General features: G+C 69.9%; 19 protein-coding genes and 1 pseudogene. 7 read left to right on the top strand and 13 right to left on the bottom strand.

The features are described 5' to 3' along the window. Positions 1–84: 84 nt before the first annotated feature. From ACWD26_RS05950 to aspS, 4 genes and pseudogenes are all read right to left on the bottom strand, one after another. Positions 85–714, bottom strand: coding sequence for a GOLPH3/VPS74 family protein (locus ACWD26_RS05950; RefSeq protein WP_451266586.1), 630 nt, complete (start codon positions 712–714; stop codon positions 85–87). Between the two features lie 24 nt (positions 715–738). Next, on the bottom strand, positions 739–1,179 hold the full coding sequence (locus ACWD26_RS05945; protein WP_451266584.1) for a hypothetical protein: 441 nt from the start codon (positions 1,177–1,179) through the stop codon (positions 739–741). A 222-nt stretch (positions 1,180–1,401) separates the two neighbouring features. Then, positions 1,402–1,770 (bottom strand): annotated as a pseudogene (locus ACWD26_RS05940) (dioxygenase); the annotation flags it as partial. A gap of 174 nt (positions 1,771–1,944) precedes the next feature. Then, a complete protein-coding gene (gene aspS / locus ACWD26_RS05935) occupies positions 1,945–3,708 on the bottom strand; it encodes an aspartate--tRNA ligase (RefSeq protein ID WP_451266582.1) in 1,764 nt (587 codons plus the stop codon). Between the two features lie 540 nt (positions 3,709–4,248). On the opposite strand from aspS, the gene ACWD26_RS05930 reads away from it, so the two are divergent. Beyond that, a complete protein-coding gene (locus tag ACWD26_RS05930) occupies positions 4,249–6,828 on the top strand; it encodes a SpoIIE family protein phosphatase (protein ID WP_451266580.1) in 2,580 nt (859 codons plus the stop codon). Positions 6,829–6,867: 39 nt separating this feature from the next. Here the strand turns inward: ACWD26_RS05930 and ACWD26_RS05925 are convergent, their stop codons facing one another. The 3 genes from ACWD26_RS05925 to ACWD26_RS05915 form a co-directional block, all read right to left on the bottom strand. After that, entirely contained in the window at positions 6,868–8,316 is a 1,449-nt protein-coding gene (locus ACWD26_RS05925) for a glycosyltransferase family 39 protein (RefSeq protein ID WP_451266674.1), read from the bottom strand. A 632-nt stretch (positions 8,317–8,948) separates the two neighbouring features. After that, positions 8,949–9,920 (bottom strand): pirin family protein, encoded by a 972-nt coding sequence (locus ACWD26_RS05920; protein WP_451266578.1) that lies wholly within the window; start codon positions 9,918–9,920, stop codon positions 8,949–8,951. 350 nt (positions 9,921–10,270) lie between these two features. Beyond that, positions 10,271–10,768 carry an SseB family protein gene (locus tag ACWD26_RS05915; protein ID WP_189780811.1) on the bottom strand — a complete coding sequence of 166 codons (498 nt, stop codon included), beginning with the start codon at positions 10,766–10,768 and terminating at the stop codon, positions 10,271–10,273. Positions 10,769–10,915: 147 nt separating this feature from the next. Here ACWD26_RS05915 and ACWD26_RS05910 point away from each other — a divergent pair, with 147 nt between their 5' ends. The 3 genes from ACWD26_RS05910 to ACWD26_RS05900 all read left to right on the top strand — a co-directional run bounded on the left by ACWD26_RS05910 (position 10,916) and on the right by ACWD26_RS05900 (position 14,543). After that, entirely contained in the window at positions 10,916–12,742 is a 1,827-nt protein-coding gene (locus tag ACWD26_RS05910) for an acyl-CoA dehydrogenase (RefSeq protein ID WP_451266576.1), read from the top strand. 144 nt (positions 12,743–12,886) lie between these two features. Then, a complete protein-coding gene (locus tag ACWD26_RS05905; protein WP_451266574.1) occupies positions 12,887–14,185 on the top strand; it encodes a M18 family aminopeptidase in 1,299 nt (432 codons plus the stop codon). A gap of 121 nt (positions 14,186–14,306) precedes the next feature. Next, positions 14,307–14,543, top strand: coding sequence for a DUF6458 family protein (locus ACWD26_RS05900; protein WP_451266572.1), 237 nt, complete (start codon positions 14,307–14,309; stop codon positions 14,541–14,543). Between the two features lie 29 nt (positions 14,544–14,572). Here the strand turns inward: ACWD26_RS05900 and ACWD26_RS05895 are convergent, their stop codons facing one another. Together ACWD26_RS05895 and ACWD26_RS05890 are read right to left on the bottom strand one after the other, a co-directional pair. Beyond that, positions 14,573–16,420 carry a thioredoxin-like domain-containing protein gene (locus ACWD26_RS05895; RefSeq protein ID WP_451266570.1) on the bottom strand — a complete coding sequence of 616 codons (1,848 nt, stop codon included), beginning with the start codon at positions 16,418–16,420 and terminating at the stop codon, positions 14,573–14,575. Between the two features lie 171 nt (positions 16,421–16,591). Further along, complete coding sequence (locus tag ACWD26_RS05890) at positions 16,592–17,386, bottom strand: carbon-nitrogen family hydrolase (RefSeq protein WP_451266568.1); 795 nt, start codon at positions 17,384–17,386, stop codon at positions 16,592–16,594. A gap of 232 nt (positions 17,387–17,618) precedes the next feature. Here ACWD26_RS05890 and ACWD26_RS05885 point away from each other — a divergent pair, with 232 nt between their 5' ends. Then, a complete protein-coding gene (locus tag ACWD26_RS05885) occupies positions 17,619–18,443 on the top strand; it encodes a maleylpyruvate isomerase family mycothiol-dependent enzyme (RefSeq protein ID WP_451266566.1) in 825 nt (274 codons plus the stop codon). 136 nt (positions 18,444–18,579) lie between these two features. On the opposite strand, the gene ACWD26_RS05880 is transcribed toward ACWD26_RS05885, so the two are convergent. Then, positions 18,580–19,896, bottom strand: a complete 1,317-nt coding sequence (locus ACWD26_RS05880) for an MFS transporter (protein WP_451266564.1) — start codon at positions 19,894–19,896, stop codon at positions 18,580–18,582. Then, on the bottom strand, positions 19,893–20,567 hold the full coding sequence (locus tag ACWD26_RS05875) for a GntR family transcriptional regulator (RefSeq protein WP_451266562.1): 675 nt from the start codon (positions 20,565–20,567) through the stop codon (positions 19,893–19,895). Before ACWD26_RS05875 ends, ACWD26_RS05880 begins: the two co-directional genes overlap by 4 nt. A gap of 303 nt (positions 20,568–20,870) precedes the next feature. Between ACWD26_RS05875 and ACWD26_RS05870 the strand changes: the two genes are divergently transcribed. Continuing rightward, the gene (locus tag ACWD26_RS05870; protein WP_451266560.1) at positions 20,871–21,701 is read left to right on the top strand and encodes a D-alanyl-D-alanine carboxypeptidase family protein; all 831 of its coding nucleotides are present in this window, start codon (positions 20,871–20,873) and stop codon (positions 21,699–21,701) included. A 181-nt stretch (positions 21,702–21,882) separates the two neighbouring features. Then, positions 21,883–22,866 (top strand): BRO-N domain-containing protein, encoded by a 984-nt coding sequence (locus tag ACWD26_RS05865; protein ID WP_451266558.1) that lies wholly within the window; start codon positions 21,883–21,885, stop codon positions 22,864–22,866. Between the two features lie 107 nt (positions 22,867–22,973). Here the strand turns inward: ACWD26_RS05865 and ACWD26_RS05860 are convergent, their stop codons facing one another. Both ACWD26_RS05860 and ACWD26_RS05855 read right to left on the bottom strand, forming a co-directional pair. Then, positions 22,974–24,431, bottom strand: coding sequence for a dihydrolipoamide acetyltransferase family protein (locus ACWD26_RS05860; protein ID WP_451266556.1), 1,458 nt, complete (start codon positions 24,429–24,431; stop codon positions 22,974–22,976). 11 nt (positions 24,432–24,442) lie between these two features. Continuing rightward, positions 24,443–25,471, bottom strand: coding sequence for an alpha-ketoacid dehydrogenase subunit beta (locus tag ACWD26_RS05855; protein ID WP_451266554.1), 1,029 nt, complete (start codon positions 25,469–25,471; stop codon positions 24,443–24,445). Positions 25,472–25,473 lie beyond the last annotated feature (2 nt).

The following is a 25,473-nucleotide window of genomic DNA, read 5'->3' as shown; positions in this document are numbered from 1 at the left end:
CGGGGCCTGACGTTCGTCGAGCGCGCCACGGACAGCCGCGCGGCGACCCGCGTCGCCCGGCCGGCGAAGGCTGACGTCCGCCCGTCACGTCGCCGCCACGATCACCACCACCGTCGTCGCCATCGTCGCCGCCGTGAGGGCCGCCGCGGTGGCGGCCGCGGTCTCCGCCATACGGCGCAGGTCCGGGTCGGCCCAGTGGCGTTCGGCGATCTCGGTCATGCGCGACTTGGCCGGGGAGTCGGCGGAATCGGCGTCCGGGAAGGCGAGGGTGTGGAGGTCGCCGTGGTGGAGGAGGGTGATCAGGGCGGCCGTACGGGGGTCCGGCTCGGCGCCCTCGAGGACCACCTTCGCCAGGCGCCCCCGCAGGGCCGCCTCCGCCGTGCCGTCGGCCTCCGGATAGCGGGTGGTGCGGAAGACGAGGAGGACCCGGCGCTTCTCCTCACGGATCAGGCCCTTGGCCAGCGCCCCTTGAAGGGCGGCCTCGTACTCCCGGGTCCTGTGCTTCTGGATCCAGTTCTCCGCGTCCTCCGGCAGAACCACCTCGGCCGAGCCGCCGGCCAGGCACCGCTCCAACAGGGCCGCCGCCGCGATCGCGTGGGGCGTGCGCAGGGGGAGCCGGGCCTCACCCGTGCTGTCGTCGAGGGAGAGGAGGAGGATCTCCTCGCCGAGAGTCGTGGCGGCGGGGAGGGAGAAGGCGGCGGTCGACGTGTTCATGATCAGTAGAACGCGGGCCGAGCGTCAGCAGTTCCGAAGCCGCACCGCACTCCCGTCGTGCGGCCTGCTGGTCGCCGTGGGAAACGCCACCGGCGCCGACCCCGGCCCCGGCTCCATGCCCAGCGCCGTGCGGGCCGCCCGTACGTGGTGCAGTCCCTCGATCGCCGTCCGGGTGACCCGGGCGTACTCGTCGGGCGTGCGGGCCCTGGTCAGCTGGGCGCGGGCGGTGCGGAGGCGTTCGGTGGCGTCGGTCAGGGACTCGGCCGCGCTGCCGCCCGCCCCCGCCTGGGCCCGGACGTCGATGCCGGCCAGGCTGCCGCCGAGCCGCACGACCCAGCGGTTGGCGTCGGCCTCCGCGTCCAGGTCGGACGTCGGCCCGGGCTCGTCCACGGACCGCCGCCGCGCGACGGTCGCGACCACCGCCCCGACGATCAGCAACACTGCCACCAGCACGGCCAGTTTCATGGCCTCCTCCTGTATTTCGACGTTCCGTCCCGTACGGGTTCCTCACCCTGTACGTCCCATCCCACCCCCTCCCGCTGTGACCGCCTGTCGAGAAACCTGTGCGTCCCCTGATGACTTCCCAAGCGGGCACCCACCCGAGCTCGGCGACGAGGACATGGCAAAGGCCCGAAACCCAGGGGGTGGGGTTCCGGGCCTGCACCAGGCCGTACCGCGACCGGGACGTCAGCTCGTCGAGGCGGACTCCGACGCCGCGTCCGAGGCGCCCGGCTGGACCGCATCGTCCGTGCCCGTGTTGGTGGCCTCCGGGTCGACGCCGACCGTGAGGGAGCCGACGACACCCTTGACGATGTCGTTCTTCTTGTACCTCAGCTTGAGCAGCCCGCCCTCGTAACCGGCGTCCGTCCACTCACCGTCGACATGCACGGTGACGAAGCCCTGGCTGTCCGTCCGCCAGGTGCCGCGCAGATAACGGGTGTCGTCCGTCGGCTCCTGGTGACCGCCGCCCGGACGCGGACCGGAGGGGTCACCGCCCGGGGGCGGACCGGTGGGGGCCGGGCCGCCGTCGCCGTTGCCCATGTCCTCGTATCCGGAGTCCGACCGCCGCGACAGCACCCGCACCGGCCACGACGACCTTGCGACGCGTCACATCACCTGTTTCCGCTGCCCCTTAGAGAAGGTCCTCGTCTCCCCGCACATGCGAGAGGGACCTGAAATCGACGGACGATTCCAGGTCCCTCTCGCAGAAGGCGTGTATAAGGGCTTGCCTTACTTCGGCTGCGGCTTCCGCACCGACAGGTGCAGCTCGCGCAGCCGCGCCTCCTCCAGCTCCGTCGGCGCGCCCATCATCAGGTCCTGGGCGTTGCCGTTGAGCGGGAAGGCGATGGTCTCGCGGATGTTGGGCTCGTCGGCGAGGAGCATGACGATGCGGTCGACGCCGGGCGCGATGCCACCGTGCGGCGGGGCGCCGAAGCGGAACGCGCGCAACATGCCCGCGAACTGCTCCTCGACGGTGTCACGGTCGTAGCCCGCGATCTCGAAGGCCTTGAGCATGATGTCGGGCTCGTGGTTCCGGATCGCGCCGGAGGACAGCTCCACGCCGTTGCAGACGATGTCGTACTGCCAGCCGAGGATGTCCAGCGGGTCCTGGCTCTCCAGAGCCTCCAGACCGCCCTGCGGCATGGAGAAGGGGTTGTGCGAGAAGTCGATCTTGCCGGTCTCCTCGTCCTTCTCGTACATCGGGAAGTCGACGATCCAGCAGAACCGGAAGACGCCCTCCTCGAAGTGCCCGGCGCGCTTGGCGGCTTCCACCCGCACCGCGCCCATGATCTTCGAGACTTCCTCGAACTCGCCCGCGCCGAAGAACACCGCGTGACCGGCGGACAGCGACAGGCGCTTGGTCAGCTCGGCGACGTTCTCCTCGGTGAGGAACTTGGCGATGGGGCCGGACAGCGAGCCGTCCTCGGCGACGCGCACCCAGGCCAGGCCCTTCGCGCCCTGCTCGATCGCGTACTCACCGAGCTGGTCGAAGAACTTGCGCGGCTGGGCCGAGACGTCCGGCACGGCCAGCGCGCGCACGTGCTTGCCGGCGAACGCCTTGAACTCCGAGCCCTCGAAGACATCGGTGATGTCCACCAGCTCCAGCTGGGCGCGCAGGTCCGGCTTGTCGGAGCCGTACTTGAGCATCGCCTCGCGGAACGGGATGCGGGGGAACGGGGAGGTGACATGGCGCCCGCCGCCGAACTCCTCGAACAGCTCGGTCATGAGCTTCTCGATGGGCTGGAACACGTCCTCCTGCTCGACGAAGGACATCTCCACGTCGAGCTGGTAGAACTCGCCCGGCGAACGGTCCGCGCGCGCGTCCTCGTCACGGAAGCAGGGCGCGATCTGGAAGTACCGGTCGAAGCCCGAGATCATCAGTAGCTGCTTGAACTGCTGCGGGGCCTGGGGGAGGGCGTAGAACTTGCCCGGGTTGAGGCGCGAGGGCACGACGAAGTCGCGGGCGCCCTCGGGAGAGGTGGCGGACAGGATCGGGGTCGCCATCTCGTTGAACCCGAGGGCCGTCATCTTGTGACGAATGGCGCTGATCACGGCCGTACGCAGCATGATGTTGCGGTGCATGCGCTCGCGGCGCAGGTCGAGGAAGCGGTACTCCAGGCGCCGCTCCTCGTTGACGCCGTCCTCGGCGTTGATGGTGAAGGGGAGCGGGGCAGCCGCACCGAGCAGCTCGACCTCGCCGACCTCGACCTCGATCTCACCGGTCGGGAGGTCCGGGTTCACGTTCTCGGCGCCGCGGGAGACGACCTGGCCGTCGATGCGGACGGTCGACTCCTTGGAGATCTTGTCCAGCGCCTCGTACGCCGGGGTGCCCGGACGGGCCACCAGCTGCGTGATGCCGTAGTGGTCGCGGAGATCGATGAAGAGGATGCCGCCCAGGTCGCGCCGATTGTGCAGCCAGCCGCTCAGCCGGACGTCGGTGCCGACGTCAGAGGCGCGGAGCTCGCCGCAGGTGTGGGACCTGTACCGATGCATCGTCGTTCATCCAGTCTTCGCTGATCGGGGATCTGGGCGGGTGTCTCACCGCTGCCGGCCCGCGTCACCGTCGGTGGTCACGGCCGGTGTTTCACGTGAAACAACCCCCAGGGTACCGGCCACCCCGAGATCACCTCCCCACCATTTACCGCGAGACGGCCCGACGCACCGCGAGGCGACCCGACCCCCACGGCCCGACCCACCGCGAGACAACCAGACCCCCGCGACCCGACCCACCGCGAGACGACCGCCCCCCACGGCCCGGCCCTCACGGCCCGGCCCTCACGGCCCGGCCCCCACGGCTCATCCGCCGCCGCAGCGGCAGGACACCTCACGCACACCGCCGTCCCACTGACCGGATACGCACGGTCATAGCCATGGGCAGGACCGCAAGCGGTTACTGTCGCTAGCGTCGATTGCCGTCACCTCCGTCGCCGCCGGTCGTGGTCACTCGCCATGGCTTCGCCATGGCTCCGGTACCGCTCGGTGCCCGGTCAGCTTCGGTGGCACGGTCCGATCAGCTGTTCTTAGAGTGGGTCAATGCGCACTGGTGAGCCCCCGCCCACTGTGGGGGACGTCCTGTCCGCCCTCGCGACGGGACTGTGGACCTGGGACAGCGCTGCCGGAACCGTCACGTTGGACGCCGAAGCCGCCCGGCTCCTGGGGCTTCCGGCGGAGCCGACGACACTCAGCCAGGCCGGGGCGCGGGCACGTCTGCACCCCGTCGACTGGAACGAGATCGTGTCGGTCGTGCAGCTCGCCGTCGTCGAGGACACCCTCGCCGAGGTCCGGGTCAGAATCATGGACGAACGGGGCCGGGTGATCCGCACGGTCCGCAGCCGCTCCAAGCCCACCTTCGACCCGGTGCGCAAGTCCTTCGAGCTGATCGGCACCATCCAGGAGGTCACCGACCCGACACCGGCGACCGCCGCCCGGGCCCCGTCCGTCACCGGCGACTGGCGGCGCTCACGCGAGGCGTTCCTGCTGGACGCGGGCCGCGCGCTGGCCGAGGCGCGGTCCACGGCGGAGGTGCTGCGGGTCGCGGCGGGCCTGGCGATGCCCGGCTTCTCCCCGGACGGACTCGCGGTCTTCGGCGTGGAGGCCGACCGCCTCACCGTCATAGGGCACCACGGACACGGCCAGGGCGACGAGGGCCCCTTCACCCATATGCCGCTGGAGACGGACTACCCGGCCGCCGAGGTGGTCCGCACCGGCCGCGCCGTCTACCTCTCCTCCCCCGAGGACTACAAGGCGCGCTACCCCACGGCCTGGCCGCTCGCCGAACAGTTCCGCCGCCAGTCGTGGGCCTTCCTGCCACTGATCGTCGCCGGCCGCACGATGGGCGCGTGGATGGCGGGCTTCACCAACCCCGTCACCTTCACCCCGGACGAGCGCTCGGTCCTGACCACCGTCGCCCGCATGCTCGCCCAGGCGCTCTCCCGCGCCGGCGCCGCCGAGACGGAACGCGAACTGACCGATGGCCTCCAGCGCACGATGCTGCCCACGCTGGGCCCCGAGATACCCGGCATGAGCGTCGCCGCGCGATACGTCCCCACCGGGGGCGGACTCCAGGTCGGCGGCGACTGGTACGACATGATCGCGCTGCCGAGCGGCCGCTTCGCCCTGGTCATCGGCGACGTCCAGGGCCATGACGTACGGGCCGCCGGCCTCATGGGCCAGCTCCGCATAGCTCTGCGCGCCTACGCCTCCGAGGGGCACCCCCCGGACGCCGTCCTCTCCCGCGCCTCCCGCTTCCTGCACGGCGTCACCAACGACTCCGCCTCCGACTTCACCGACCTGCGCTTCGCGACCTGCCTGTACGTCGAGGTCGACCCGGTCTCCGGCGTCCTCGACATCGCCCGCGCCGGGCACCCCGACCCGGTGATCCGCATGGCCGACGGCACCGTTCTCGTCCGCCCCACCCCGGGCGGCCTCCCCCTCGGCATCGATCCCGACGCCGACTACCCCACCACCCGCCTCGTCCTCGAACCCGGCGAGACGATGCTCCTGTGCACCGACGGACTCATCGAGACGGGGGGCCACGACCTCGACACGGGCTGGCGCCGCATCCGCTCCATCCTGGAGTCCTTCGACGCGAGACCGTACGAGAGGGAGGCCGAGGACGAGGGTACGGCCGGGAGGCTGGGGACGCAGCGGCTGAATGGCGGGCGGCTGAGGACCGATGGGCTGAGGGCCGATGAGCTGAGGGCCGGGGAGTTGAGTGTCGGGGGGTTGGATGGCGACCGGCTGGAGGGCGACGGGCTGGATACCGGCCGGCCGGCCGGCAGCGGGCTCAGGGCCGGTGGGCCGGGCTCCGGCTCCGGTGGGCCGGACTCCGGCTCCGGTGGGCCGGGCATCGACGGGCTGAGGCCCGAGGGCGATGCGGCGGCCGGCGATGAGGCAGGTGGCTCTGAGTCGGTCCGCGGTGAAACAAGTCGCTCGGCGGCGAGGGCCGACACGCCGGAGAACCCCGAGTCGGCTGCCGTCGCGTCGCGGGAGGCGAAGCGCCCGGAACCGACAGGGCTCGCGGCGGAGCGTCTGGAGGCGTTGGCCGACGCGCTCGTCCAAGGGGTGCACGGCCCCTCCTCCCACCACACCCCCGGCCCGCTCGCGGACCGGCGGGAGGACGACATAGCGATGTTGCTGCTGTGCCGGGAGAGCGAGGGATCCGGCTGGGAGGACGGCACCGTCGTACGTCCGCCCGTACGCCGCACCGCGTTGACCGTCGCCCAGGCCGAGCCGGAGCGCATCGCCGGCGTCCGTCAACAGGTACGCGAACTGCTGCACGACTGGAACTGCGACGACCAGGTCGACTCCGCCGTCCTCCTCGTCTCCGAGATGCTCACCAACGTCCTCGTCCACACGGACGCCGACGCGCTCCTCGTCGCCGAGGTGACCGGCGACGGCGGCAAACGCCGGATGCGCGTCGAGGTCACCGACACCAGCGACGACCTCCCCCACAAGCGCCACCCCGGCGAGCTCGCCTCCTCCGGCCGCGGCCTCGTCCTCATGGACATGCTCGCGGACGCCTGGGGCGTGGACCCGCGCGGCGACGGCAAGAGCATCTGGTTCGAACTGTACGAACCGGCACCACCGGAGGGACCGGTGGGGTTGGGGTAGGACATATCGAGCATCTACGGCAGCGACGGTCAGAGACGGTCAGCGATGCTCGTACACGATCACCCGCCGCCCCCGGATGCGCACGTCCGCCACCACGGTGAAGTACACCTTCAGCACGGCGGCCTTCACCCTGTCCCGCCCCACCGCCGGCGGCCGGGCCACGCCGGGCGCGTCGGTGACCAACAGGATCCGTCGCTGCGCCAGCATCGCGGCCCGTATCCGGGCCGGATCGGCCTCCACCCCCTTCAGCGTCCCGGACGTCCCGGGGCTGAGGGCGAGCGCGATGTCCCGTGTCCCCGCGAAGTGGTCGGGGGAGACCAGCGCGGTGTCGCGCCGGGCCGACGGCATGAAGACCACCGCGTCGCCGGGCTGCTTCAGGCGTCGTACGTGCACGGCTGCCGCCAGGACGTCGTCGACCCGGCTCTCGGGCGACCGCTTGGCCAGCGAATGCGGCAACAGCGCCACCATCGCGGCAGCGACCAGCACCGGCACGAGCCACGACGACGCTCTCGGGAACCGGGGCCGGGCGGCCTGTACCGCCGCGCTCAGGGCCGCCCCGATCAGCAACGCCACACCCAGCATGCTGAACAGGACATACCGGTCCAGAAGCAGGGGCTGGATCAGGGAGAGGCCGATGAGGCCGATCTGTGGCACCGCCAGCAGCGGCAGCCCGACGGCCGCCACCGACAACCGCCCCACCCGCGGCCGGTTCAGCAGGGCGCCGAGACCGCCGATCGCCAGCAGGACCGCCGGGCCGATCAGCATGTGCCAGGTCAGCGGCGGTATCCAGGACACCTGGCCGGACTGCCGCCGACTGAAGAGGATCAGCGGCAGGACACCCGTCACGGCGACCGCCGAGGCCGCCGCCCAGCGTCTCCACATCGCTCCCGGTGCCCGCGTCCACGCCAGGGTCGCCGCATGCGCGGGCACGATCAGCAACGACAGCCAGTTCAGCAAGGCGCACACGAGGATCACGCCCCCGTACGCCGCCCAGTGCGCCCCTCGGCCACCCCGCTCGCGCTCCCGCGTACCCGCCCCCGCCCGCGCCTCCGTCCGCTGGAGCGCGGTCACCAGCAGCAGGGTCGAGATTCCGGCGCCCGCCGCTATCAGCGCGTACGGGCGGCCCTCCTGGAGATAAAACTGCACGGCCGGCAGCAGTCCGAACGCCAGCCCGCCCCCCAGACCCGCCCAGACCCCGGCCAGCCGACGGCCGATGACCGCCACACAGGCGGCCGCCACCGCCATGGCCAGCACCGAAGGCAGCCGCAGAGTCGTCGTGCCGGGTCCGAAGCAGGCGAACAGGCCGTGCATCAGGAGGTAGTAGAAGCCATGTACGACATCGACCTGCCCCAGCATGTGCCAGATCTCGGCGGTCGACCGCCGCGCCACCTGCCAGGTCGCGGCCTCGTCCCGCCACACGCTGTGCTGCCGGGACAGCCCCCACAGGCCGAGAGCGATGGTCCACACCGCAGGGACCACGACGGTCAGGTGAAACCTCGGAAGCAGCGATGCGATACGTGCAGGGGCGGCAGCGTCGCGCGCCGCATGCGATCCGGTTTCCTCACGCAGCGCCGAATTCGCGCTCAAGCTATCGGATAGTTGCCGGGCCGGCAGCGAAGTCCCCTGCCATGGACCACCCTGCACATGTCTTCTTGCCTCATTCCCCGTCCCCCGTTCCCCATTCCTGCCCCTCTTTCCCCGTTCCCCGGTCCCCGGTCCCCGGTCCCCGTTCCCCGTTCCCCGGTCATGCGGCAGAGGGAAAGGGGCAGGCGGGCACGCCGAATCACGCCCTGGCCGCAGGCCAGCGCGGGATATGAGCACCTGTCCCGCCCCCGTGAGAGCCACCCGTACCGGAGGTCGGCGGATCGAGTGGACGTTCCTGAACCTACGTGGCGGAAACCAGACCTATCCAGTGGCCAAACAGGTGGGCATGATCACCCGAGAGCCAGTGAACCCGGAGAACTCCCCACAGCCCGATTGGAGAAGCTGCGCCGCATTCACCGCTTTTGGCGACGCCCTGTCGTGCACGGAAAAGCCCACAGAAAAGCCCCGTCCACAGCGGGACGGCGCTTTCCTGAAATCACTCGAACTTTTTCACCGCCGGACGGAACCGCGAATGCCTACATTCCGTCGGAGGTCATCCCGTGAACCGCCGGGATCGTCCCCAGCCGGCCCTTCTGGAAGTCCTCGAACGCCTGCTGCAGCTCCTCGCGGGTGTTCATGACGAACGGGCCGTAGTGCGCCATCGGCTCACGGATCGGCTGGCCGCCGAGGAGCACGATCTCCAGGTCCGGCGCATGGGAGTCCTGCTTCTCGTCCGCGCGGAAGGTGATCGAGGAACCCGCGCCGAAGACGGCCGTCTGGCCGCGTTGGATCGGACGCCGGTCCGCACCGACGCTGCCACGCCCGGCGAGCACGTACGCGAGGGCGTTGAAGTCCTCGCGCCACGGCAGGGTGATCTCCGCGCCCGGCGCCACGGTCGCGTGGAGCAGGGTGATCGGGGTGTGGGTGATGCCCGGGCCCTGGTGGCCGTCCAGCTCACCGGCGATGACACGGAGGAGCGCGCCGCCGTCGGGGGTGGTGAGGAGCTGAACCTGGCCGCCGCGGATGTCCTGGTACTTCGGGGCCATCATCTTGTCCCGGGCCGGGAGGTTCACCCACAGCTGGATGCCGTGGAAGAGGCCGCCGGACATGACGAGGGACTCCGGCGGCGCCTCGATGTGCAGGAGGCCCGAGCCGGCCGTCATCCACTGGGTGTCACCGTTGGTGATGGTGCCGCCACCGCCGTGGCTGTCCTGGTGGTCGAAGATCCCGTCGATGATGTAGGTGACGGTCTCGAAGCCGCGGTGGGGGTGCCAGGGGGTGCCCTTCGGCTCTCCCGGCGCGTAGTCCACCTCGCCCATCTGGTCCATCATGATGAACGGGTCGAGGTGGCGGTAGTTGATCCCGGCGAACGCACGGCGGACCGGGAAGCCCTCGCCCTCGAAGCCACTGGGCGCGGTCGTCACGGCGAGCACCGGACGGGCCACCGCGTCGGCCGGTGCGGCGACACGGGGCAGGGTCAGCGGGTTCTCGACGGTCACTGCGGGCATGTCGGTACCTCCTTGTGCGCTCAGTTTAGTTGATTGTTGAACTTTCTGCCAGCCTTAACAGCGCACAGACCGCATCTCATTCCCCACCCGGCCCCGGGCCGGGCAAAGCCCCTCAAGGCAGGACAACAGAACGCCGCCGGCCACGCAGGGCCAGCGGCGAGGTGTCGATCTCGGTCACCGGGGCACAGTAGGGGACCCCATCCACCGGAAGAAACGGTTCAGCACCCACGAAGGGCGACGGCAGCCGAGCAAGGGGCGCGAGGAACCGCGCGAGCAACCCCACACGACCCGCACCCCGAGGCGAACCACAGCCCACCCCCACCGCCCCGGAACCGGCAGAACCAGCGGAGCTACCCGTACATCCGCCGCATCGCGAACTCCACCATCTGCTCCACGGCCTTCGCGTCGAACACCATCCGGTGCTCCCCCTCCATGTCGAGGACGAAGCCATAGCCGGTCGGCAGCAGATCGATCACCTCCGCGCCGGTGATCACGAAGTACTTGGACTCCTTGCCGGCGTACCGACGCAGCTCCTTGAGCGAGGTGAACATCGGGATCACCGGCTGCTGGGTGTTGTGCAGCGCCAGGAACCCGGGATTGTCACCGCGCGGGCAGTACACCTTGGACGTGGCGAAGACCTGCTGGAAGTCCTCCGCGGCCATCTGCCCGGTGGTGAAGGCGCGCACCGCGTCCGCGAGGGAGGGTGGGGACGGCTCCGGGTACAGCGGTGGCTGCTGCCCGTACCCGCCGCCCATCGGGCCGCCGGGCATCTGCTGCCCCGGCATCTGCTGCTGCGGCGGCGGGGCGTACTGCTGCTGGGTGCCAGCGCTCTGGTCGTAGCCGTACATGCGGCAAAGCGTAACGAGTCACAGATGACCCGATCGGGGTTGCTTCTTATTACCGGTGGGTAGCATCATCGATCAGAAGCTACTTGTTGGTATGTGAACTAGCGCGAGGTCCAGTCCCTCGCCGATCTCTCTTACGGAGCCGTCGCCATGGGGCACTACAAGTCGAATCTCCGCGACATCGAGTTCAACCTCTTCGAGGTCCTCGGGCGCGACAAGCTGTACGGCACCGGCCCGTTCGCGGAGATGGACACGGACACCGCCAAGAGCATCCTGGAAGAGCTGGCCCGTCTCGCCGAGAACGAGCTGGCCGAGTCCTTCACGGATGCCGACCGCAACCCGCCGGTCTTCGACCCGGAGACGAACACCGCTCCGGTACCGGCCTCCTTCAAGAAGAGCTACAAGGCCTTCATGGAGTCGGAGTACTGGCGCCTCGGCCTGCCCGAGGGCATCGGCGGTACGACCGCTCCCGCCTCCCTGATCTGGGCGTACGCGGAGCTGATCCTCGGCTCGAACCCGGCCGTGTGGATGTACTCCTCCGGCCCGGCGTTCGCCGGGATCCTCTACGACGAGGGCAACGACGTCCAGAAGAAGATCGCCCAGATCGCGGTCGAGCGGACCTGGGGCTCCACCATGGTCCTCACCGAGCCCGACGCGGGCTCCGACGTGGGCGCCGGGCGCACCAAGGCGATCCAGCAGGAGGACGGCTCCTGGCACATCGAGGGTGTGAAGCGCTTCATCACCTCCGGTGAGCACGACATGGAGGAGAACATCCTTCACTACGTGCTGGCCCGCCCCGAGGGCCACGGCCCCGGCACCAAGGGCCTCTCCCTCTTCCTCGTCCCGAAGTACCTGTTCGACTTCGAGACCGGTGAGTTGGGCGAGCGCAACGGCGTCTACGCCACCAACGTCGAGCACAAGATGGGCCTCAAGGCCTCCAACACGTGCGAGATGACCTTCGGCGACCGTCACCCGGCCAAGGGCTGGCTGATCGGCGACAAGCACGACGGCATCCGCCAGATGTTCCGCATCATCGAGTTCGCCCGCATGATGGTCGGCACGAAGGCGATCTCCACGCTGTCGACGGGCTACCTGAACGCGCTGGAGTACGCCAAGGAGCGCGTCCAGGGCCCCGACCTGGCGAACTTCATGGACAAGACCGCGCCCAAGGTCACCATCACGCACCACCCCGACGTCCGCCGCTCGCTGATGACGCAGAAGGCGTACGCGGAGGGCATGCGCGCCCTCGTCCTCTACACCGCCTCCGTCCAGGACTCCATCGCGGTCAAGGAGGCGGCGGGCGAGGACGCCAAGGCCGAGCACGCGCTCAACGACCTCCTCCTGCCGATCGTCAAGGGCTACGGCTCCGAGAAGGGCTACGAGCAGCTCGCCCAGTCGCTGCAGACCTTCGGCGGCTCCGGCTTCCTGCAGGAGTACCCGATCGAGCAGTACATCCGCGACGCCAAGATCGACACCCTGTACGAGGGCACCACCGCGATCCAGGGCCAGGACTTCTTCTTCCGGAAGATCGTCCGCAACCAGGGCGCCGCCCTGAACACCCTCGCCGAGGAAATCAAGAAGTTCCTCGCACTCGGTGAGGGCGGCGAGGAGCTGGCCGGGGCCCGTGAGCACCTCGCCAAGGCCGCCGTCGAACTGGAGGCCATCGTCGGCCTCCTCCTCACCGACCTCGCCGCCACCGAGCAGGACGTCAAGAACATCTACAAGGTGGGCCTCAACACCACCCGCCTGCTGCTCGCCTCCGGTGACGTGGTCGTCGGCTACCTGCTCCTCAAGGGCGCCGCCGTCGCCGCCGAGAAGCTGGAGACCGCCTCCGCCAAGGACAAGGCGTTCTACACCGGCAAGATCGCGGCGGCGAAGTTCTTCGCGGCCAACGTCCTCCCGGGCGTCACCCTCGCCCGCAAGGTCTCCGAGGGCGTCGACCTGGACCTGATGGAGCTGGACGAGGCCGCGTTCTAGACAGCCGCCCCCCGGCCTCCCCCCGGTCGTGGCGCCGGACGGACCCTGCCCGTCCGTCCGGCGCCCTCTCCTCCACACGCTCACCACGAGGGCCCGCTCCCATCTCCCGGGAGCGGGCCCTCGTACGTCGTTAAGGTGAACCCCATGCGCACACCCCCACGCTTCGACCGCGGCCACACCGACGACCTGATGACCTTCCTGACGAGCAGCCCGTCCCCGTACCACGCGGTGGCGAGCGCCGCGGAGCGGCTGGAGAAGGCCGGCTTCCGACAGGTCTCGGAGACCGACGCGTGGGACGGCTCGCTGGGCGGAAAGTACGTACTGCGCGGCGGCGCGATCATCGCCTGGTACGTGCCGGAGGGCGCTCACCCCCACACCCCCTTCCGCATCGTCGGTGCCCACACCGACTCCCCCAATCTGCGGGTGAAACCCCGCCCCGACAGCGGCGCCCACGGCTGGCGCCAGGTCGCCGTCGAGATCTACGGCGGACCGCTGCTCAACTCCTGGCTCGACCGCGACCTCGGCATCGCCGGCCGGCTCTCCCTGCGCGACGGCACCAGCCGCCTCGTCAACGTCGACAGACCCCTCCTCCGCGTCCCCCAACTCGCCATCCACCTCGACCGCGCGGTCACCTCCGAGGGCCTCAAGCTCGACAAGCAACGTCACCTCCAGCCTGTCTGGGGCCTCGGCGACGACATCCGCGACGGCGACCTCATCGCCTTCCTGGAGGAGGAGTTGGGCCTCCCCTCGGGCGAGGTCACCGGCTGGGACCTGATGACCCACCCCGTCGAGCCCCCCGCGTATCTGGGCCGCGACAAGGAACTCCTCGCCGGCCCCCGCATGGACAACCTCCTCTCCGTGCACGCCGGTACGGCCGCACTCGCCTCGGTCGCCACCTCCGGCGACGACCTCCCCTTCATCCCCGTCCTCGCCGCCTTCGACCACGAGGAGAACGGCTCCCAGTCCGACACCGGCGCGGACGGTCCCCTCCTCGGCGGGGTGCTGGAGCGCTCGGTCTTCGCCCGCGGCGGCTCCTACGAGGACCGGGCGCGTGCCTTCGCCGGCACGGTCTGTCTCTCCTCCGACACCGGGCACGCCGTCCACCCCAACTACGCGGAGCGGCACGACCCGACGCATCACCCCCGCGCGGACGCCGGCCCGATCCTGAAGGTGAACGTCAACAACCGCTACGCCACCGACGGTTCGGGCCGGGCCGTCTTCGCCGCCGCCTGCGAGAAGGCCGGCGTGCCCTTCCAGACGTTCGTCTCCAACAACTCCATGCCCTGCGGCACCACCATCGGCCCCATCACCGCGGCCCGCCACGGCATCCGCACCGTCGACATCGGCGTCGCCATCCTCTCCATGCACAGCGTCCGCGAGCTGTGCGGGGCGAAGGACCCCTACCTTCTGGCGAACGCTCTGGTGGCCTTCCTGGAGGGCTGACCCCATGGCCCGGCCCGCGAGGGCCCGTTACTGACCGTCCAGTCCGGGTACCCGGTGTCAACCGGTAGGACCGAACGACCGGAACGACCGGCCGACCCAACCGGACTGGGAGGGAACACTCATGGGCCTGGGCGGGTGCATCATTCTGATCGCCGTGGGAGCCATCCTCACGTTCGCCACCGACTGGGACATGCAAGGGGTCAACCTCGACCTGGTCGGCGTCATCTTCATGATCGTCGGACTCATCGGAGTTGCGACGTTCAGCAGCATCGCCAAGCGGAGGCGAGTGGTGGTGCCGCCCTCGGCTTCTGTCATCGACGAGAGCCGGCACAACCGCGACGGGTACGGCGGCGTGTGACCTCCCGCGGACAGCGAGAGCGGGCGGACTCAGCCGAGTCCGTCGGTGCTCTCGTCCATGCCCGCCAGGACCAGCGGCAGCCGGTCCGTCCCGCCCTCCGTGAGCCGGACCGGCACGCCCCAGTCCTGCTGGTGGACGTGGCAGGCCGGGTACTCGTGGGAAGGGTCGTCGTCGCAGGAGGCCGCCATCGCCGAGACATGGAGCACGCCCTCGGATATGGACGGGTCCAGTTCGAGCGTGCGCGACAGGGACGTGTCCGCGCCTTCGCCCCGGAGCAGCAACTCGGGCGGGGTGGAGGAGACGAGCAGCCGAGTCGACGGGCCGTACCGCTCGTCGAGCTTCTGGCCCGCCGGGGCCTGGAAGACGACGTCCAACCGCACGCTGCCCGGGGCCACTTCGGTGGCCGCGCGCCGCGTCCGGTGGGCGACCGCCTCGACCTTCACCGTCTCCTCCGGCAGCCGCAGCCGGGTCAGCCGGTGGCGGGCGGACTCGACGACCACGATGTCCTCCCCGACGAGCACCGCGTCACTCGGCTCTCTCAGGTCCGTGGCCAGCGTGGTGACCTCGTCCTTCACCGGGTCGTAGCGACGCAACGCGTGGTTGTAGGTGTCGCTGACCGCCACCGAGCCGTCCGGCAGGGCCGTCACCCCCAACGGATGCTGGAGGAGGGCCTGTTCGGCGGCGCCGTCACGGTGCCCGAAGTCGAAGAGCCCCGTACCGACCGCCGTGTGGACCGCCCCGTCGAGGTCCACCCAGCGCAGCGCCGACGTCTCCGAGTCGGCGAGCCAGAGCCGGTCGGCGGTGGCCGCGAGCCCGGAAGGCTGCGCGAACCAGGCCTCGCCGCCCGGCCCGTCCACCAGCCCCTCGTTCGTCGTCCCCGCGGCCACGGCGACCGTGCGGTCGGCCGGGTCGTACGTCCACAGCTGGTGGACACCGGCCATCGCGATCCACACCTTGCCGCCGAAGACCGCCACGTCCCACGGTGAGGACAGGTCGATCTCCCACGCCGGCCCGGAGGTCGGCGAGCCCTGCCACCACTGGCGGCCGGTGCCCGCGAGCGTGACGACCTGGCCGGTGACCGGGTCGAGCCGGCGAAGGGCGTGGTTCACACTGTCGGCGACGACCACCGCACCGCTGTCCAGCAGCGCCAGCCCCTGCGGCTCGCTGAAGCGGGCGTGCTCCACGCCGCCGTCCACGAATCCGCGCTCGCCGGAGCCGTAACGCCGTACGACGGTCTCGCCGTCCGCCGCCAGCCGGACCAGCTGGTGCCGGGTGGTGTCGCTGACGAGGAAGTCCCCGTCCGGCAGGAGCAGCGCCTTGCCGGGGAAGCGCAGCACCGTCGGCTCGGGCTCGGGCGCCACATACGGCCCGTCGCCGCGCCGCAGCGTGCCCTTGCCCTCGTGCTCGGCCTCCAGCTCGGCGACCAGCCGCTCGATGGCGTGCGCATGCCCCTCACCCGCGTGCTGCGCGACCACGTACCCCTCCGGGTCGATCACCACGAGTGTCGGCCAGGCCCGTACCGCGTACTGCTTCCAGGTGGCGAGCTCCGGATCGTCGAGCACCGGGTGCTCCACGCCGTACCGCTCGACGGCGTCGACCACCGCCCCGTGCTCGGCCTCGTGCGCGAACTTCGGCGAGTGCACCCCGATGACCACGACGGTGTCCCGGTGCTTCTCCTCGAGCTCCCGCAGCTCGTCCAGGACATGCAGGCAGTTGATGCAGCAGAACGTCCAGAAATCCAGCACCACTATCTTCCCCCGCAGGTCAGCGAGGGCGTACTGCTTCCCGCCCGTGTTCAGCCAGCCGCCCTTACCGATCAGCTCGGGGGCACGGACACGGACACGGCGGGGTGCCGGGTGCTCGGTGGAATCGCTCATGGATCAAGAGTGCCACTTGTCGAGGAGCCCTTCGCGAGCCTGTGGACAACCTCATGCACAGGCCTGTGGAAAACTCTCGCGGCCCCGCCTCGTGCCGACCGCCGCAAGCGCCTCCCCCTCCTGCGGGAGTACGACTCACGGAGGCACGGGAGTGCCCGTCGACGGCAGGGCTCAGCGGTGCGGTGTCTCCAGCCCCAGCAGCCTGTCCTTCAGGGCCGGGAACTGCTCGCGGGTCGTCGCGACCTTCGTCGGGTCGAAGTCGACCGTCAGGACCTCCTCGCCGGAGCCGGCCTCGGCCAGGACCTCGCCCCAGGGGTCGACCACGATCGAGTGACCGGCCTGGGGAACCCCCGCGTGGGTACCGGCCGTTCCGCAGGCGAGGACGTACGCCTGGTTCTCCACGGCACGGGCCTGGGCCAGCAGCGTCCAGTGGGAGCGGCGGCGTTCGGGCCAGCCGGCGGGGACGACGAAGGTCTCGGCTCCGGCGTCGACGAGGCCGCGGAAGAGTTCGGGGAAGCGGAGGTCGTAGCAGGTGGCGACGCCGAGGGTCGTCTCGGGCAGGCGGAGCGTCACCAGCTCCGAGCCCGCGCCCATCAGCACCGCCTCGCCCTTGTCGAAACCGAAGCGATGGATCTTGCGGTAGGCGGCGGCGAGGTCGCCGGAAGGTGAGAAGACGAGGGAGGTGTTGTAGAGAAGTCCGTCAGGATCGAGCTCGGGGATCGAGCCCGCGTGCAGCCAGACACCCGCGTCGCTCGCGGCCTTGGCCATCGCCTCGTACGTCGGGCCCCGCAGCGGCTCGGCCGTCGAGGTGAAGGATTCGAACGCGAAAGCGCCGGTGGTCCAGAGCTCCGGGAGGACGACGAGATCGGCACCGGCCTGGCCCCGGACCAGCGAGGCCACGCGCCGCCTGCGCGAATCGACCGATTCGTCCTCGTCTACGCCGATCTGGATGAGCGAGGCGCGCACACTACCACCGTCCTGGCATTCGAGCCGTCCACACGGGCCTACGATCGTCACACGAAAGCACTGCCGGGGTGCCTCGGAGCAGCGTAACTTAACGTTCCACAGCACCCACTGACAGCCGCCGACGCCCACTCACCGCCGTCAACGCCGACGCCCCTACTGAAAACCGCCGCCCACGTAGCCGACACGTACCGACCGTACTGACACGTACCGACCGCCCGAGGGGTCCCGTTCCGTGAGTCTGCATCCCACTCTTCAGCCCTACGCCGACGCCTGGACCCACTCCGTGGACGCGATATCCGAGCTGGTGTCGCCGCTCGTGGAGGGCGAGTGGAACCGGCGGACGCCATGTCCAGGCTGGTCGGTGCGCGATGTGGTCTCCCATGTCATCGGTCTGGACTGCGAGATGCTCGGCGACCCGCGCCCCATCCACACCCTGCCGCGCGACCTGTACCACGTACGGACCGAGCACCAGCGGTACATGGAGATGCAGGTCGACGCCCGCCGTCACCACACCGCGCCGGAGATGACCTCCGAGCTGGAGTACACGATCATCCGGCGCAACCGCCAGCTGCGGAACGAGTCGCGGGACCCGGGCCACACGGTGCGCGGTCCGCTCGGCACGGAGCTGACCCTCGAACAGGCCATGCGCAACCGAGCGTTCGACGTATGGGTCCACGAGCAGGACCTGCGGGCCGCGCTGGGCCAACCGGGGAACCTGGACTCGCCGGGCGCGTACGTCGTCCGTGACGAGCTGTTGTCCGTGCTGCCGAAGGTCGTCGCCGAGGACGCGCAGGCACCGCGCAGTTCGGCCGTCGTCTTCGACGTCCACGGTCCGGTGGAGTTCATCCGGACCGTCCGCGTCGACATCCAGGGCCGAGGCACCCTGGAGACCGCCCCGGCGCTCGGCCCTGCCGCCACCCTCACGCTGGACTGGGAGACCTACGTCCGCCTGGCCTGCGGCCGCGTCACCGCCGACCTCGTCGCCGACCGCATCAAGGGCGAGGGCGACCCCCATCTGATCGCGGCGATCCTGCGGGCGTTCGCGGTGACGGTGTAACCCTGGGCGGCTCCCCGCCCGGCGGTGGCGCGCTCACGCGCACTCCACAGCGCGCCTGCAGTGGCTCGGCCGTCAGACATCCATCGGGTGAAGCCCCTTACGAGAACGTGCACGAGGGCTCGCTCACGAGGGCCGCTCACGCCGGTACGTGCACCGTCTCCACCCGGCTCGCCACCAGGCGTTCCCGCTCGCGGCGGGCCGCGCGTCCACGCAGGCGGAGGATCTGGGTGAGGCCGAGGGCCTGGAGGACGAAGACGGCGGAGAAGGCGACGCGGTAGTCGTCGCCGGTCAGGTCCAGGAGGACGCCGATCGCGAGCAGGGTCGTCATGGAGGCGACGAAACCGCCCATGTTGGTGATTCCGGAGGCGGTGCCCTGACGCTCCGGCGGGTTCGCCGGACGGGCGAAGTCGAAGCCGAGCATTGAGGCCGGGCCACAGGCACCGAGGACCGTGCACAGGACGATCAGGAGCCACATCGGCGCGTGCTCGCCGGGGTACAGCAGCGTGGTCGCCCAGACCGCCGCCGTCGCGAGGACCGTGCCGAGCGCCAGCGGCAACCGCGCCGCGTGGTGCCGGGCGACGATCTGGCCGTACACCAGTCCGACCAGCATGTTGGACAGGACGACGAGGGTGAGCAGTTCACCCGCGGTGCCCCGGCTCAGGCCCTGCGCCTCGACGAGGAACGGCAGCCCCCACAGCAGCAGGAACACCATCGCCGGGAACTGGGTGGTGAAGTGCACCCACAGCCCGAGCCGGGTGCCGGGCTCCCGCCAGGACGCCGCGATCTGGCGCCGCACGTACGCGGCCCCGTGGTGCGGGAACGGCTCCGGCTCATGGCCCTCGGGGTGGTCCTTCAGGAACAGCAGGGTCAGGACCAGGACGACGAGCCCGGCGACGGAGCTGCCCGCGAACGCCGCCGTCCAGCCCACGCCGTGCAGCAGCCGGGCCAGCAGCAGCGTCGAGACCAGGTTGCCCGCCATACCGACGAGGCCCGCCATCTGCGCGATCAGCGGCCCGCGCCGGGCCGGGAACCACCGGCTGCCCAGCCGCAGCACGCTGATGAACGTCATCGCGTCGCCGCAGCCCAGCAGCGCCCGCGAGGCCAGCGCCGTGCCGTACGACGGTGACAGCGCGAAGCCGATCTGGCCGGCCGTGAACAGCAGGACGCCCAGGGTCAGCACCTTCTTGGTGCCGAGCCGGTCGACCAGCAAGCCGACGGGTATCTGCATGCCCGCGTAGACCAGCAGCTGCAGTATCGAGAACGTCGACAGGGCGGAGGCGCCCACATGGAAGCGGTCGGCGGCGTCGAGGCCGGCCACCCCCAGCGACGTACGGAAGATGACGGCGACGAAGTAGACGGAGACACCCACACCCCAGACGGCGAGGGCGAGGCGGCCGCCGGGCGGGTCTCCGGGCAGGGACCCGGCGGACGAGGATATGGCGGGGCGGCTCAACGGACCTCCCCCCGCGCCAGGTTGGAGAACCAGCTGACGTGCCGGTGCACGAGCCCCACGGCCGCCTCCGCGTCGCCCGCGCGCAGCGCCTGGAGGATCTCCTCGTGCTCGGTGAGCGTCTTGGTGATGCGGTCGGGGTGGGCGTGCATCACGGCGACGCCCATGCGCAGCTGCCGGTCGCGGAGCTGGTCGTAGAGGCGTGAGAGGATCTCGTTCCCCCCGCTGCGGACGATCTCGGCATGGAAGCAGCGGTCGGTCACCGCGGCGCCCGCCAGATCCCCGGCGGCGGCCTGCGCCTTCTGCTGCTCCAGGAGGCTCTCCAGGCGCTCGATCAGCTGCGGCGAGGCCGGCACCGTCTTGCGGACGGCGTGCTCCTCGACCAGCTGCCGGGTCTCGACGACGTCCGCGATCTCCTGCGCGGAGACGGGCAGGACCAGGGCGCCCTTCTTGGGGTAGAGCTTGATCAGCCCCTCGACCTCCAGCCGCAGCAGCGCCTCGCGCACCGGCGTCCGGGACACCCCGACCGCCTCGGCCAGCTCGCCCTCGGTGAGCAGCGTGCCGCCCTCGTAGCGGCGCTCCAGGACACCCTGTTTGACGTGGGCGTAGACACGCTCGGCGGCAGGGGGCTGCTTCACGGCGGGGGCGGGGGCGGGAGTTGGGGCGGAGAGCATGCCCACAGCATAGATACAACACGTACGCATTGCCCTCGTCGTCCACGATCCGGACGGTGACTCCACTCTGCATCTGTCAGGGGACTGTCAGGTGGACTTGAATTGACCCCCACCTCACCCAGCGCACAACCTTTTGTGCTACTCACTTGTCACACGAGAAGCGGCCCTGCTTGCCCGCAAACCGGAGCCACAAGTGGCCGCGCTCCACAGACATTTGACGCAATCGGGGTACTTGACTTGATTACCGCCATAAAGGGCGCACGTGTCCGCAGGGCCGCCGCAGTCGCCGTGACCACCGGTGCGATGATCGCGACCGGAGTCATCACCTCCGCTCCCGCGCAGGCCGCTCCCGCGAAGCCGACGATCACCGCCAAGGGCGGGTTCGTGTGGAACAACGCCAACAGCAAGGTGCTGTACACGAAGGCCGCGGACACCAAGCGGTCCACGGGCTCCACCACCAAAATCATGACCGCCAAGGTCGTGTTGTCGCAGAAGAACCTGAACCTGAACGCCAAGGTCACGGTCTCGAAGGCGTACAGCGACTACATCGTCAAGAACCAGGCGTCCCACGCAGGCCTGATCGTCGGCGACAAAGTCACCGTCCGCCAACTCCTCTACGCCTTGATGCTCCCGTCGGGCTGCGACGCCGCGTACGCGCTCGCCGACAAGTTCGGCACGGGCTCGACGCGTGCAGCGCGGGTGAAGTCGTTCCTCTCCAAGATGAACTCCACCGCCAAGAGCCTCGGCATGAAGAACACGAAGTTCGACTCGTTCGACGGCATCAGCAACGGCTCGAACTACTCGACGCCGCGTGACCTCACCAAGCTCGCCAGCAACGCGCTGAAGAACTCCACGTTCAAGTCGATCGTGGGCACGAAGACCACCAAGCAGAAGGTGACCACCAAGAGTGGCGGCTACCGCTACTACACCTGGGAGAACACCAACAAGCTGCTCGGCTGGAAGGGAACGTTCGGTGTGAAGACCGGCTCCGGCAGCCAGGCCAAGTACTGCCTCGTTTTCGCCGCGACCCGCAACGGCAAGACGATCGTGGGCACCGTCCTCACGTCCACCAATGCGACCACCCGCACGGCCGACGTGAAGAAGCTCATGGACTACGGCTTCGCCACGCTCTAGGCGACTCGGGCCTCTTCGGAGGTACGACAAGGGGGCCACCGCTCGCCGCGGTGGCCCCCTTCGTTCTGTAAGGTCCTTGATCACAAGAACGCACGCACTTCCCTCGCAATAGTGAATATGGCTAAGCCAGCTGGCATATTCGATTTGCTCCGCCGTACGTTCCGCAGCGGAGGTGGTTCACATGATCGAACCCAGCAAGCACCAGCCCAACCCGCGCACACAGCGCGACGCGATCGACGCCGGCGACTTCGTCTACGCGGCTACCGGAGCCCGCGTCCGCCGACTGACCATGCCGGACGGGACCCACTGGTTTCCGGCGGTCGATGTCTGCAAGCAGTTGGGGCACACCAACTCTCGGCAGGCACTCTCCGACCACGTCCCCGAGGAGCACCGAGAGATTCTCGAGACCGTAACTGGAGCTTACGGTCTCAGCGTTCCCGCAGGTCGGGAGTGGCGCCGAGACCTGAATCTCATCGATCTCCAGGGCCTGATCCTTCTCGTCAGCGCCTGCACCAAGCCCGAGTGCGCCCCTTTCAAACAGTGGGTCGCCGAGGTGATCGAGACCATTCAGCGCGAGGGCTCCTACACCCTGGAGGAGGCCGAGGTACAACCCGCCGAGCCGGGTGCCCCCATCGCGTACGCCATGCCCGAGCAGGTCGCCGAGGCCATCGTCCGGCTGGAGGAGCGCAACCTCCAGGCGGACGAGCAACTCGCGGTCACGCAGCACAAGTCACTCGACCTGCAGCACAAGTCGATCGCCCTGCAGGAGCAAATGGTGGAGCTGCACAGCGCCACCCTCATCGCCCAGCAAGCCATCGCCCAAGCCATGGAACGCATCGCGAACCGGCTCGACGCCCTGTCCGTCGAGCGACCGGCGCCCAACACCACCGCCTTCTCCGCGCACCCGACCACGGAGTCCGTGCTGGCCGACTGGCGGGAGCGGTTGTCCGTGACGGCGGACGTGTGGACGGTGGCCGTGGTGATCGCCCCGGTGCTGGTCGAGGAGGGCGAGCTGCGGCAACCCCTGGACGCGATCGCGGCCCGTACGGGTCTGTCGGTGCACCGCGTCAACGAATGTCTCCGGTTGCTGCGCAAGCACGCCTGCATCCACCCCTTGGGCGCGGCGGAGGACGGTGCTCCGGTGTATGTGCTCAGCCGACGCTGACGCACCCAGGCGCTGACGACACCTGGGCAGGGACAGAAAAGAAGGGGCCGGTCGCAGTCCGAAGTTGCGACCGACCCCTTCACCTTGAGCCTATCCAGTCGAGCGTCTCACGCCCAAGTGATAAGCCTCTTCGGCTGTTCCAGAATCGCCGCCACATCGGCCAGCACCTTGGAGCCCAGCTCCCCGTCCACCAGCCGGTGGTCGAAGGAGAGCGCCAGGGTGGTGACCTGACGGGGCTTCACCTTGCCCTTGTGGACCCACGGCTGGAGCTTGATCGCGCCGACCGCGAGGATCGCCGACTCGCCGGGGTTGAGGATGGGCGTGCCGGTGTCGATGCCGAAGACGCCGACGTTGGTGATGGTGACCGTGCCACCCTGCATGGCGGCAGGGGAGGTCCGGCCCTCCTTGGCCGTCGTGACCAGCTCGCCCAGCGACTGCGCCAGCTGCGGCAGCGTCTTCGCGTGGGCGTCCTTGATGTTCGGGACGATCAGACCGCGCGGGGTCGCCGCGGCGATGCCCAGGTTCACGTAGTGCTTGACCACGATCTCCTGCGCGGCCTCGTCCCAGGACGCGTTGATCTCCGGATTGCGCTTGATCGCCACCAGCAGGGCCTTGGCGATCAACAACAATGGGTTGACCCGCAGGCCCGCCAACTCCTTGTCCTGCTTCAGCTCCTCGACCAGCTTCACCGTGCGCGTGACGTCGACCGTCACGAACTCGGTGACATGCGGCGCGGTGAACGCCGAGCCGACCATCGCCGCCGCCGTCGCCTTTCGGACACCCTTGATGGGGATACGGGTCTCGCGCGCGCCGTCGTACGACACCGCCGGCGCCGGGGCGGCCGCAGGAGCGGCGGGGGCCGCGGGAGCCTCCACCACCGGTTCCGGGGCCTTCGCCGGGGCAACCGCCGCGTGGACGTCCTCGCGGGTGATGATGCCGCCCGGGCCGGACGGGGTGATCGTCGCCAGGTCCACGCCGAGGTCCTTGGCCAGCTTGCGGACCGGCGGCTTCGCCAGCGGACGCTGCCCGCCGGGGGCATGACCGTGTCCGTTCAACTCACCCTGGACACCCTGAACACCCTGGATCGCGGTGGCCGCGTACAGCGTGTCCTCGGCCGGGGCCGCGGCGGGCGGGAGCCCCTTACGGGGCCGGCGCTTGGTGGACGACTCGGCGACCCCGTACCCGACGAGGACCGGCTTACGGCCCTCGGGCTTCTTTGCCGCCGGCTCGGGCTGGGGCTTGGGCTGGGCCTGAGGCCGGGGCTCCTCCTTCGCGGGGGCCGTCTCCTCGACCGGAGCCGCACCGCCCGCCACGGCCACCGCGATGATCGACGTGCCGACGTCGACCGTGGTGCCCTCGGGGAAGTGCAGTGCGCGCACGACACCGTCGTACGGGATGGGCAGTTCGACGGCGGCCTTGGCCGTCTCGACCTCGCAGACGACCTGGCCGTCGGTGACCGTGTCACCGGGCTGGACGTACCACTTGAGGATCTCGGCCTCGGTGAGTCCCTCGCCCACGTCGGGCATCTTGAACTCGCGCAGAGACGTGTCTGTCATCGTCGTCACGGACCTCTCCCTCAGTACGCCAGCGAGCGGTCGACGGCGTCGAGCACCCGGTCCAGGCCCGGCAGGTACTCCTCCTCCAGGCGGGCCGGCGGATAGGGGGCGTGGTACCCACCGACGCGGAGGACGGGGGCCTCCAGGTGGTAGAAGCACCGCTCGGTGATGCGGGCGGCGATCTCGGCGCCCGAGCCGAAGAACACCGGGGCCTCGTGGACCACGACCAGACGGCCGGTCCTCTCCACGGACGCCTGGATCGAGTCGAAGTCCAGGGGGGACACCGACCGCAGGTCCAGGACCTCCAGAGCCCTGCCCTCCTCGGCGGCCGCGTCGGCGACCTCCTGGCAGAGCTTCACCATCGGGCCGTACGCGGCGAGCGTGAGGTCGGTGCCCTCCCGGACGACGCGGGCCTTGTGGAGCGGGCCGGGGATGGCTTCGGGGTTGACCTCGGCCTTGTCCCAGTAGCGGCGCTTCGGCTCGAAGAAGATCACCGGGTCGTCGCTCTGGATGGCCTGCTGCATCATCCAGTAGGCGTCCGAGGCGTTCGACGGGCTGACCACCTTCAGACCCGCGACGTGCGCGAACAGCGCCTCCGGGGACTCGGAGTGGTGCTCGACCGCGCCGATGCCGCCGCCGTAGGGGATGCGGACGACGACGGGCAGTTTGACCTTGCCCAGCGAGCGCGCGTGCATCTTGGCGAGCTGGGTGACGATCTGGTCGTACGCCGGGAAAACAAAACCGTCGAACTGGATCTCGACCACCGGGCGGTAGCCCCGCAGGGCGAGGCCGATGGCGGTGCCGACGATGCCCGACTCGGCGAGCGGGGTGTCGATCACCCGGTCCTCGCCGAAGTCCTTCTGCAGGCCGTCCGTCACCCGGAACACACCGCCGAGCTTGCCTACGTCCTCGCCCATGACGAGGACCTTGGGGTCGGCTTCGAGGGCCTTGCGCAGCGATTCGTTGATCGCCTTGGCGACCGCCATGCTCTTCACGCCGGAGTGCCCGGCGGTCTGCCCGGCAGTCGGCGCGGTTGTCTGCGTGGTCATCG

The sequence above is a fragment of the Streptomyces sp. NPDC002787 genome (assembly GCF_053592095.1).
This window is presented reverse-complemented; position numbering and strand designations above follow the sequence as displayed.

Bases quoted from the DNA above. Each gene is read 5' to 3' on its own strand.
- aspS (WP_451266582.1), bottom strand. From the start codon at position 3,708: ATGCATCGGTACAGGTCCCACACCTGCGGCGAGCTCCGCGCCTCTGAC.
- ACWD26_RS05930 (WP_451266580.1), top strand. From the start codon at position 4,249: ATGCGCACTGGTGAGCCCCCGCCCACTGTGGGGGACGTCCTGTCCGCC.
- ACWD26_RS05900 (WP_451266572.1), top strand. From the start codon at position 14,307: ATGGGCCTGGGCGGGTGCATCATTCTGATCGCCGTGGGAGCCATCCTC.
- ACWD26_RS05920 (WP_451266578.1), bottom strand. From the start codon at position 9,920: ATGCCCGCAGTGACCGTCGAGAACCCGCTGACCCTGCCCCGTGTCGCC.
- ACWD26_RS05895 (WP_451266570.1), bottom strand. From the start codon at position 16,420: ATGAGCGATTCCACCGAGCACCCGGCACCCCGCCGTGTCCGTGTCCGT.
- ACWD26_RS05950 (WP_451266586.1), bottom strand. From the start codon at position 714: ATGAACACGTCGACCGCCGCCTTCTCCCTCCCCGCCGCCACGACTCTC.
- ACWD26_RS05870 (WP_451266560.1), top strand. From the start codon at position 20,871: ATGATCGCGACCGGAGTCATCACCTCCGCTCCCGCGCAGGCCGCTCCC.
- ACWD26_RS05865 (WP_451266558.1), top strand. From the start codon at position 21,883: ATGATCGAACCCAGCAAGCACCAGCCCAACCCGCGCACACAGCGCGAC.
- ACWD26_RS05855 (WP_451266554.1), bottom strand. From the start codon at position 25,471: ATGACCACGCAGACAACCGCGCCGACTGCCGGGCAGACCGCCGGGCAC.
- ACWD26_RS05875 (WP_451266562.1), bottom strand. From the start codon at position 20,567: ATGCTCTCCGCCCCAACTCCCGCCCCCGCCCCCGCCGTGAAGCAGCCC.
- ACWD26_RS05915 (WP_189780811.1), bottom strand. From the start codon at position 10,768: ATGTACGGCTACGACCAGAGCGCTGGCACCCAGCAGCAGTACGCCCCG.
- ACWD26_RS05910 (WP_451266576.1), top strand. From the start codon at position 10,916: ATGGGGCACTACAAGTCGAATCTCCGCGACATCGAGTTCAACCTCTTC.
- ACWD26_RS05905 (WP_451266574.1), top strand. From the start codon at position 12,887: ATGCGCACACCCCCACGCTTCGACCGCGGCCACACCGACGACCTGATG.
- ACWD26_RS05945 (WP_451266584.1), bottom strand. From the start codon at position 1,179: ATGAAACTGGCCGTGCTGGTGGCAGTGTTGCTGATCGTCGGGGCGGTG.